The organism is Roseovarius sp. A-2 (assembly GCF_002072155.1).
Taxonomy (GTDB): Bacteria; Pseudomonadota; Alphaproteobacteria; order Rhodobacterales; family Rhodobacteraceae; genus Roseovarius.
In genome coordinates this window covers 1-9245 of record NZ_BDIY01000047.1, presented here as the reverse complement: position 1 = coordinate 9245, position 9245 = coordinate 1, and the positions used below count along the sequence as shown (strand labels likewise).

Annotated in this window: 10 protein-coding genes; 4 read left to right on the top strand and 6 right to left on the bottom strand. The window is 60.3% G+C overall.

Translation table 11 applies throughout. The features are described from left to right. Nucleotides 1–105: 105 nt before the first annotated feature. Together BHD06_RS21855 and BHD06_RS21850 are read right to left on the bottom strand one after the other, a co-directional pair. A complete protein-coding gene (locus tag BHD06_RS21855; RefSeq protein WP_080459070.1) occupies nt 106–333 on the bottom strand; it encodes a hypothetical protein in 228 nt (75 codons plus the stop codon). A 44-nt stretch (nt 334–377) separates the two neighbouring features. Continuing rightward, complete coding sequence (locus BHD06_RS21850) at nt 378–1094, bottom strand: S9 family peptidase (protein WP_080459069.1); 717 nt, start codon at nt 1092–1094, stop codon at nt 378–380. A 357-nt stretch (nt 1095–1451) separates the two neighbouring features. On the opposite strand from BHD06_RS21850, the gene BHD06_RS21845 reads away from it, so the two are divergent. The 4 genes from BHD06_RS21845 to BHD06_RS21830 all read left to right on the top strand — a co-directional run bounded on the left by BHD06_RS21845 (nt 1452) and on the right by BHD06_RS21830 (nt 5443). Then, nucleotides 1452–2243: a sulfotransferase family 2 domain-containing protein gene (locus BHD06_RS21845; protein ID WP_080459068.1), complete on the top strand. Its 792-nt coding sequence runs from the start codon at nt 1452–1454 to the stop codon at nt 2241–2243. A 188-nt stretch (nt 2244–2431) separates the two neighbouring features. Next, the gene (locus BHD06_RS21840; protein WP_254892565.1) at nt 2432–3838 is read left to right on the top strand and encodes a capsule biosynthesis protein; all 1407 of its coding nucleotides are present in this window, start codon (nt 2432–2434) and stop codon (nt 3836–3838) included. Then, nucleotides 3835–4503, top strand: coding sequence for an ABC transporter ATP-binding protein (locus BHD06_RS21835; RefSeq protein ID WP_080459067.1), 669 nt, complete (start codon nt 3835–3837; stop codon nt 4501–4503). Before BHD06_RS21840 ends, BHD06_RS21835 begins: the two co-directional genes overlap by 4 nt. 16 nt (nt 4504–4519) lie before the next feature. Beyond that, complete coding sequence (locus BHD06_RS21830; protein ID WP_254892564.1) at nt 4520–5443, top strand: sulfotransferase; 924 nt, start codon at nt 4520–4522, stop codon at nt 5441–5443. Between the two features lie 9 nt (nt 5444–5452). Here the strand turns inward: BHD06_RS21830 and rfbA are convergent, their stop codons facing one another. Genes rfbA through rfbC form a run of 4 tightly spaced genes read right to left on the bottom strand, consistent with a single transcriptional unit; the run spans nt 5453 to nt 8832 of the window. Further along, nucleotides 5453–6328 (bottom strand): glucose-1-phosphate thymidylyltransferase RfbA, encoded by an 876-nt coding sequence (gene rfbA, locus BHD06_RS21825; protein ID WP_080459065.1) that lies wholly within the window; start codon nt 6326–6328, stop codon nt 5453–5455. 19 nt (nt 6329–6347) lie between these two features. Continuing rightward, nucleotides 6348–7193, bottom strand: a complete 846-nt coding sequence (gene rfbD / locus BHD06_RS21820) for a dTDP-4-dehydrorhamnose reductase (RefSeq protein ID WP_080459064.1) — start codon at nt 7191–7193, stop codon at nt 6348–6350. 24 nt (nt 7194–7217) lie between these two features. After that, a complete protein-coding gene (gene rfbB, locus BHD06_RS21815; protein WP_080459063.1) occupies nt 7218–8264 on the bottom strand; it encodes a dTDP-glucose 4,6-dehydratase in 1047 nt (348 codons plus the stop codon). Between the two features lie 4 nt (nt 8265–8268). Continuing rightward, complete coding sequence (rfbC, locus tag BHD06_RS21810) at nt 8269–8832, bottom strand: dTDP-4-dehydrorhamnose 3,5-epimerase (RefSeq protein ID WP_080459062.1); 564 nt, start codon at nt 8830–8832, stop codon at nt 8269–8271. Nucleotides 8833–9245 lie beyond the last annotated feature (413 nt).

Genomic DNA, 9245 nt, shown 5'->3' with positions numbered 1-9245 from the left:
GCGCCGCGACAATCAAAAACACAAACCACTTGATCGCGGCTGAAAAGACCGCCATCGTCACAAACGTCGCGACCAAGGATTCTCATCCTGATTGACGCGCTCTTCTCACCCAGATTGTCGCGCTACACCCGTTAAAACGCAGTGCTCGCCGATCTTCAGCGTGGAGTGTTTGTTGCGAATCTCAATCAGTCCCTTGACCAGGCGCGTGCCGCTCCCGATCAAGATATGGTTGTTGTCGCCACGAACATTTATGCGCATATCTCCACCGGTCAGAACATCCGGCGCAATTTCAATCCGGTTGTTCTGACCGGTGTCTTTAATGATGACGGGCATAAACAGGCTTTCGAAAAATCGTTGGCTAGAAGTCGCTCTGGCATTTAAAACTTAGACACCGGTCGAGTTTCAAGCGTTAATATAAATTCGCAAATAATCTCCTGAGTTTTTAGCTGAGCGTTCGGTCGCCCAAAGGAACCGTGCCCACCGCGCTCGGGCCATTTCCTGAGTTTTGCATCGGGATTGTTCCAGCTTTGCAGGAAATCCTCTGATTGCGCTATCGGTACAACAACATCCTCGCCTGGATGAATGATCAATGCGCGTGTCCTGGGCAAATCTCGTGCAAAAGCTAGCGGGGAGATATCCGTTCGCCCTTCAGCACCAATTTGTCGATTCCGAAATCCATTTTCACCGGTATTCGTAACTGGATTCATCAAAATAACCCCTGAGAAAGCATCGGGCCATTTTTTCAAGGCATGCAAAGCCAGCAGCCCACCTGAAGAGGCACCGCCGACAAACAATCGCTTGGCACGATCACGCCTTCGGATGAACCACTTTGTAGCGGCAAGGGTATCGGAAATGGCATCGTCAACGGACGCGCCGTCCTGGCCTAATAATCGATAGGACGGGAGGATGAGCCTCACGCCAGATTTTTCTAACGGTGGGGCCAACCAGGACAGCATATCGGGCGAACCTCTGACCCATCCGCCCCCATGGAATAGTAGAAAATCAGCATGCGGAAGATCAACATCAGAGACCAACGAAATCTGCTTTGCCTTGCTGGACCAGAAGTAGCGACGGGAGATCACTTCGGTTTTCATGGACAGCAAGTTCTCTGAATCTGAGGGGGTCAACCCCGCCCTAAGACGGTTTCGAAGCGCTTGGGAAGTCTCGGGTAAATATTCCAAGCACGCAAATATCCATCTGATCAGGCGGCAAGGTCAAGGGGCCGTTCCGGCAAGATGACGTCTGGCGATCACAATCACTTCATGTGACACTGCAGGCCCTGAAAGTCACCAAGCGAAAGGGACGGCGGGTCGCGATATCGAGAGACCCTTTGACGCCAGGTCGGATTTAACGCACATGCTGCGATTGGCGGCGGTTCTCTGCCCGGTTTCAGATAACGCAATTAGGAACCATGATAAGCGAAAAGAATGCAACCTCGAGGAACGAACGGCATGGTCAAGACAGGAACCGAAGCCCCTATCGTCTTTCTGCATATCCCGAAAACAGCGGGGCAGACGATACATTCCGAACTGTCGCGCGCCGTGGGACGAAAGGCTGTTTCGCCTGTCCGGGTGCATACCCAAGGTGGTCCCGGTGCAGCCCAGTTTCCACCCGGATACAGGCTCTACTCGGGCCATATCGATTGGGAGGCATTGGAGACGTTACCCTCTTCACGTTTTGTCTTCACCGTGCTTCGCGACCCACTTGAACGAATTGCCTCCTTTTATTTCTTTCTTCGGCGCAAGGCTGAGAGGCTGAGTGCACAAGATCTCGCACGCCCGGCCCGGACCGGCATGCGTATGGTGCTGGAAAACAGTCCGGACGATTATTTCTTCGGCGGAACGCCACAATGGCGGCGCTTCATCGATGATCACCATCACAGCCCCTATTGCAGCTACCTGGTGACCCGGCGGTTGCGCGGCCATTCGCAGGTGGCCGACTGGCCGCGCCAAGACCTCGTGGCGCGCGCGGTCGAGGCGGCCCGGGGGCTTGACGGGGTCTATGCGGTGGACCGGCTCGATGTGCTGGAGCGCGATCTGCAGGAGCGTTTAGGACTGCAGTTGAATGTGACGGGACGCTTCGTCAATGCCGATCCGGCCAGCCGGGACGTTTCGCAATGGGCGCGGCTCGAACCGATGCTGGAGCGTGACGAGTCCCGTATGCGATTGCGGCGCTTTGCCTTGGCCGATCAAATGCTGATGTTCCAGCTGGGACTGGGCCCCAGACCACAGCCTGCGGGCTGAGTACAGGCAGTCAGGCAGCGGATACGATCTTTTTAGGGCACACCGATACAGTCCATGCTGGTCATGGCGGATGCGCTTCTGTAGATTGCGCGCAGTCAGCGATTTCGGAAGAGGCGGGGCACAGATTGGCCACAAAGAACACCCCGGCAGCATCACCGATCCCGAAACAGGATCAGACAAAGGCTGACATGTCTCAGGATGATGGAGAGAAGACGCAGGACACACCCGCATCTGGCGAGACCAAAAAGCTGGTCGCAGAAAAAAAACGCATGGCCGCGCGTCTCGCCGAACTCAAGAACGAGAAACTGCGCCGTCAGGTCGCCCAGATGGAGGCCGAGGTTAAGCCGCCAGCCCCCCAGGGCGCGCAGCAGGGCGAGGCGCAGTCCTCACATATGGCCCCGCCAGTGGCCGCCGCCCGACCAAGACCGCGGCACTGGCTGGCGCTTGGCAGTTTTCTGCTGCTGGTGGGGCTGCCGCTCGTGCTGTCGGCCTGGTACCTTTGGGAGCGGGCGCATGAGCGCTATGTCTCCTATGCCGGTTTCTCGGTACGAACCGAGGAGATCGGCTCGGCGCTAGAGCTCCTGGGCGGGGTGGCGGAATTTTCGGGATCGTCCTCCTCGGATACCGACATCCTCTACAAGTTCATCCAGAGCCCGGAGCTGGTACGCCGCGTCAATGCGCAGGTCGATCTGCGCGAGATCTGGGGCCGCCCCGGGCGGTCCTGGTGGAATCCCGCGCATGACCCGGTCTTTGCCTATAACCCGGCCGGGGTCCTGCCCTCCCTGTTCGGAACCGAGGCTCGCCCGCTGGAAGGCTCGATCGAGGATCTGACCGATCACTGGGGCCGGATGATCAAGGTCTATTCCGATTCCGGCACCGGGCTCATCGATCTCGAGGTGCAGGCCTTCACCGCCGAAGAGGCCCGGACCATCGCGCAGATCATCTATGACGAGAGCTCGGACATGATCAACCGGCTGTCGGCGATCGCCCGCGACGATGCCACCGCCTATGCCCGCGAAGAGCTCGACCAGGCGGTCGAGCGTCTCAAGCGCGCGCGCCAGGCGATGACGCAGTTTCGCAACGAGACCCAGATCGTCGATCCCTCGGCCTCGATCCAGGGGCAGATGGGCATCCTCAGCTCCCTGCAATCGGAACTGGCGCAGACCTTCATCGATCTCGACATCCTGCGCCAGACCGCGCGCGAGAACGACCCGCGCATCACCCAGCTGGAACGCCGGGTCCGGGTGATCGAGGACCGCATCGAGGCCGAACGGCGCAAGCTGGGCATGGGCCAGGGCGCTGGCGGGGTCCAGGACGCGGATGCCTTCGCCAATCTGGTCGGGGAATTCGAAAGCCTGGCGGTGGATCTGAAATTCGCCGAGGAAAGCTACACGGCGTCGCTGTCGGCCTATGACAGCGCCGTGGCCGAGGCGCAGCGCAAGAGCCGCTACCTGGCTGCCCACGTGAACCCGACCCTGCCGGAATCGGCGACCCAGCCCGATCGTCTGACCCTGCTGGGGCTGGTGGCGCTCTTTGCCTTCCTGATCTGGGCCATCCTGGTACTGGCGATCTACGCGCTACAGGACCGGCGATGATCGTTCTGCGCGATCTGACCAAGGTGTTCGAGATCAACGGCACCACCAAGGTGGTGGCCGACCGGATCAACGCGGTCTTTCCAACCGGCGTGTCGGTGGGGCTTCTGGGGCGCAACGGGGCGGGCAAATCGACGCTCCTGAAGGTGATCGCGGGCACCTCGGCCCCGACCTCGGGCGAGGTGCTCAGCGATGGCAACATCTCCTTTCCGGTGGGGCTTGCGAGCGCCATGCACCCCGACATGACCGGCGCGCAGAATACCCGCTTCGTGGCGCGCATCTACGCGGCGGATACCCGCGAGATGATCCGCTTCGTCGCCAATTTCGCCGAGCTGGGAGAGCACTTCCACCTGCCGGTGCGCACCTATTCCTCGGGCATGCGGTCGCGGCTCAGTTTCGGCATCAACATGGCGCTGCAATTCGACACCTACCTGATCGACGAGATCACCGCCGCGGGCGATGCCGCCTTTCGCAGCAAGAGCACCCGGGTCTTCCGCGACCGGATGCGCAATGCCGGCGCGATCTTTGTCAGCCATTCGATGGGCGCCATGCGCGACATGTGCGAGGCGGGGGCGGTGCTGGAGGACGGGCAGCTGACCTATTACGACGATATCGAGGAGGCCATCGCGCATCACGAGCAGAACATGGCACCTCGGCGCAGGGCCTGACAAGATGAAGAGATTGATGAGACTGATGAGACCGTTGACCGATTTTCCTGCCCCGCCCTTTCCGCGCGATGCCACCATGTTCTTTTGCATCGGGGCGCAAAAGGCGGGCACAACCTGGCTATACGACTATCTGTCACGCTCGGAGGAGGTGCATTTCTCGCGCAACAAGGAATTGCATTATTTCGACGTGCGTGCCGGGCGCGGCAAAGCAACTCTCAAGATGCGGATTGATGCGCTGCATAAACAGGCTGGCAGGCTGGACCCCAAAAATGCGTATCTGAACAGGCTCGTTATCAACAAGTTGCGCGATATCACCGATCTTCTGTCGATTCACACAGGTAAGAGATCCGGAGTCGACCGCCACGCGCCCTATCTCGATTATCTGCTCGCAGGGCGCACCAACCAACCGCTTGTGGGCGATGTAACGCCTGCCTATGCCGTTCTTAGGCGCAAGCAGTTCGCCGATATGGCCAGTATCGGGCGGGCGAAATTCATCTTCATCCTGCGCGATCCGGTCAGTCGGATGTGGTCGCAGATCCGCATGGCGGTGGATTCCAAGCACGGGGCGGATATCACGCTTGAGGAGCGGACGCGACATTGTGTCGAGCACGCCAGGATGCTGGTCGATGCCGGTCGTCTGTCCAAGCATTCCCGTGCAAATTATGCTCGGACCATGACCGAACTGGAGGCGGTCGTGCCCACCGAGCGTATCCTCTATGTCTTCTACGAGGATCTTTTCGTGGGCAGCGCGACCCGGCAGATCTGCGATTTTCTTGACATTGCCCATTATCCCCCTGAGGCGGAAAAACGGGTTAACCAAGGCATATCAGTGCCGCTGCCCGGCGATATCCGCAGCATCTTCCGGCAGGCATTCGCACCGCAATACGAGGCGATGCGCGCGCGGTTCGGAGATCGGATTCCGGATAGCTGGATGGATTGAGCCCTGTGGTCAGCCGCGTAGCAGACCGAGCAGGTAATCACCGTAGGCGTTCTTCCTGAAGGCCTCGGCCCGAGCCTCGAGCGCCTTTGCGTCGATCCAGCCATGATTATAGGCGATCTCGTCGGGGCTGCCGGTCTGCAAGCCCTGGCGCTTTTCCAGCGTGCGTACGAAATTGCCGGCATCGAGCAGGCTCTCATGGGTGCCGGTATCGAGCCAGGCATAGCCGCGCCCCATCCGCTCGACCGAGAGCTGCCCGTCATGCAGATAGCTTTCGAGCAGCGAGGTGATCTCCAGTTCGCCGCGCGCCGAGGGCTGGACGGCCCGGGCGCGGTCGGGTGCGGTGCCGTCGAGGAAATAGAGCCCGGTGACGGCGTAATGCGAAGGCGGGTGCTCGGGCTTCTCGATGATCTGGTCGACCGTGCCATCCGCGCCGAACCCCACCACGCCATAGCGTTCGGGATCGGCCACCCGGTATCCGAACACCGTGCCGCCCTGCGCCCTGGCATCGGCCGAGGCCAGCATCTCGGGCAGGCCATGGCCGAAGAAGATATTGTCACCCAGCACCATCGCCGAGGCGCCCCCCCCCAGAAACGCCTCGGCCAGGATATAGGCCTGCGCCAGCCCGTCCGGCGAGGGCTGTTCAATATAGCAGAGCGAAAGCCCCCATTGGCTGCCATCGCCCAGGACGCGCTCGAACTGTGCGCGGTCATGTGGGGTGGTGATCACCGCGATCTCGCGGATCCCGGCCAGCATCAGGACCGACAGGGGATAGTATACCATTGGCTTGTCATAGATCGGCAGGAGCTGTTTAGAGACTCCCAAGGTAATCGGGTAGAGCCGCGTACCCGAGCCGCCGGCGAGAATGATGCCCTTGCGTGTCGTCATCGAAAAGGTCCTTTCTGGATTATGAATTGAGAGCGGTCAGCGCCCGCTCCACCCCGGCGCGCCAATCGGGCCGCCCGATGCCGAAATCGCGCTTGAGCGCGGTGCAGTCCATGCGTGAGTTGAGCGGTCTCTGCGCCGGTGTGGGATAGGCGCTGGTCGGAATGCCGTTGACTGCGACGCGGCGTCCGGCGCGCGCGAAAATCTCCTCGGCAAAGCCTTTCCAGCTGGTATCGGGCGCGCCGGAAAAGTGATACATACCGCCCTTGGCTGAATCCTCCACCATCGCCCGTGCCATACTCAGACAGGCTGCGGCGATGGCATCGGCCGGCGTCGGCCCACCGATCTGGTCGTCCACGATATCGAGTGCATCACGCGTCTCCGAGAGCCGCATCATGGTCTTGAGGAAATTGTTGCCATGGGCCGAGAAGACCCAGCTCGTGCGCAGCACTGCCCATTGCCCCTCGGCGGCGGCCACGCCCTGTTCTCCGGCCAGCTTCGAGCGGCCATAGGCGCTGATCGGCCCCACTGGATCCTCAGGACCCCAGGGCTGATTGCCCGTCCCAGAAAACACGTAATCGGTAGAGATATGGACCAATGGGATGCCAAGTGCCGCGCAGTCCCGTGCCATCGCACTGGGTGCCTCACCGTTTATCACGGTGGCTTGGGCTTCCTCCTCCTCGGCGCGATCCACCGCAGTATAGGCGGCGGTATTGATCACCGCATCGGGGCGATGCGCCTGGATCGCGGCGGCGCAAGAGGCGGGATCGGTGAGATCCGCCGCTGCGCGCCCGAGTGCGACCACCTTGGCCTGGGCGTGTAATTCGGTGGCGACCTGACCGGTCCGGCCAAAGACGAGAATCTTCACCGTTTGCCCCTTTCGATGCTTGCCCTATCCAGTGCCAAGACGCTTGCCCACGCCCTCGCGTGATTGCAGCGCGCGCCACCAGTCCTCATTGTCGAGATACCACTCCACGGTGTGCGCCAGACCTTCCTCTACCGTTACCGAAGGCCGCCATCCCAGTTCCTCTTCGATCCGGCTAGGGTCGATCGCATAGCGCGCGTCATGGCCGGGACGATCGGCGACAAAGGTGATCTGGTTGGCATAGGAGCCCTGTCCCTTGGGCCGCTTCTCGTCGAGTATGGCGCAGAGCGCCTGCACCAGTTCGAGATTGCTGCGCTCGTTGCCGCCGCCGATATTGTAGCTGCGCCCCACCGCACCCTTTTGCACCGCCAGCAGGAGCGCCTCGGCATGGTCCTCGACATAGAGCCAGTCGCGGACGTTGGATCCATCGCCGTAGATCGGCAAAGGCTTGCCCGCGAGCGCATTGAGGATGATCACCGGGATGAGCTTTTCGGGGAAATGATAGGGGCCGTAATTGTTCGAGCAATTGGTCAGCACCACGGGCAGGCCATAGGTCTCGTGCCAGGCGCGCACCAAGTGGTCGGATCCCGCTTTCGAGGCGGAATAGGGACTGCGCGGATCATAGGACGTGTCTTCGGTAAAGCGGATCGCCGGATCGGCGGGGAGCGAGCCATAGACCTCGTCGGTCGAGATGTGGTGAAAGCGGAAATCCCCGGGCCGGCCCTTGCGCACCCAATGCGCGCGCGCCGCCTCGAGCATGTGGAAGGTGCCCATCACATTGGTCTCGATGAAGGTGGCCGGGCCGTCGATCGAGCGGTCGACATGGGATTCGGCGGCCAGGTGCATCACCGCGTCGGGATCATGCGCGGCAAAGATCCGGTCGAGGGCTGCGCGGTCGCGGATATCGGCCCGCTCGAAGGCATAAGCGGGGCTGTCGGCCACGCTGGCCACGTTCTCGAGACAGGCGGCATAGGTCAGCGCGTCGAGATTGACGACCTGATGGCCCTGCGCGACAGCCCGGCGCACCACTGCCGATCCGATGAATCCGGCCCCGCCGGTAACAAGAAGCTTCATGCGGTCATCCCTGCCATGTGAACGGGCTGTCGAACCCCGAAAATACCGGAGCGGCGGCGTCCTTGTCGGACAGGATCGGCGTGATGTTGTCAAGCGGCCAGTCGATGCCGATCTCTGGGTCCGACCACAACAGCGCACCTTCGGTTTCGGGCGCGTAATAATCCGAACATTTGTAGACGATTTCGGTATCGGGTTCGAGGGTCATGAAACCATGCGCAAAGCCCGCTGGAATCAGTAATTGCCGCCCGTTCTCGAAGCTCAGCTCATGACCCACCCACTGCCCGTAGGTCGGGCTGCCCTTGCGGATATCCACCGCCACGTCGAAGAGCGCGCCTCTGCCGCAGCGCACCAACTTGTCCTGGGCATGCGGCGGGGCTTGGAAATGCAGCCCCCGGACAGTGCCCTGCTCGCGTGACAAAGAATGGTTGTCCTGGACGAATTCCGTCTCTATTCCCGCCTTTGATAGCTTTGCTTGGCTGTAGCTTTCGGAAAAGAACCCACGATGATCGCCAAAACGAAGTGGTGTGATCAGTACCACTCCAGGCAAGACTGTAGGCTCAACTTCCATGGGTTTAAAATCCTATTTTTGCAGTCAGCGCGAGGCTCGAGATAGCAAGCATAGGTGGGTTTGTCATCCGAATAAAACCAACTCGAACCAAAGTTACGCGCAGAGTGATATGTGAGTGGCGGTTAAAGAACACCTGAATTTCAGCTTGACGGTTTGAAGCTCAAGGGAGGGATCTGTATATCCATCTTTGGATGTGACCGTGGCGTTTCCGTGAAGAATTTGTCCCATAGCGCACCCTTTTGATGGTCACAGATTATTAGATCCCCACATGCCGGTAGTAAACACCTAAAGCGCTTCGGGAAAAACGTGAATCGGGGGATTCCCACGGTGTTTGTTTTGTGATTCATCCTGTTTGGGAGGATGGATCATGTCAGCACCTTTGCCGAATGCGCTTCGGGCGCGGTTTCAGCGTT

Excerpts from the sequence above, each read along its gene's own strand:
- BHD06_RS21845 (WP_080459068.1), top strand. The coding sequence starts at position 1,452 with ATGGTCAAGACAGGAACCGAAGCCCCTATCGTCTTTCTGCATATCCCG.
- rfbB (WP_080459063.1), bottom strand. The coding sequence starts at position 8,264 with ATGAAGCTTCTTGTTACCGGCGGGGCCGGATTCATCGGATCGGCAGTG.
- BHD06_RS21840 (WP_254892565.1), top strand. The coding sequence starts at position 2,432 with ATGTCTCAGGATGATGGAGAGAAGACGCAGGACACACCCGCATCTGGC.
- BHD06_RS21855 (WP_080459070.1), bottom strand. The coding sequence starts at position 333 with ATGCCCGTCATCATTAAAGACACCGGTCAGAACAACCGGATTGAAATT.
- rfbA (WP_080459065.1), bottom strand. The coding sequence starts at position 6,328 with ATGACGACACGCAAGGGCATCATTCTCGCCGGCGGCTCGGGTACGCGG.
- BHD06_RS21835 (WP_080459067.1), top strand. The coding sequence starts at position 3,835 with ATGATCGTTCTGCGCGATCTGACCAAGGTGTTCGAGATCAACGGCACC.
- rfbC (WP_080459062.1), bottom strand. The coding sequence starts at position 8,832 with ATGGAAGTTGAGCCTACAGTCTTGCCTGGAGTGGTACTGATCACACCA.
- BHD06_RS21850 (WP_080459069.1), bottom strand. The coding sequence starts at position 1,094 with ATGAAAACCGAAGTGATCTCCCGTCGCTACTTCTGGTCCAGCAAGGCA.
- BHD06_RS21830 (WP_254892564.1), top strand. The coding sequence starts at position 4,520 with ATGAGACTGATGAGACCGTTGACCGATTTTCCTGCCCCGCCCTTTCCG.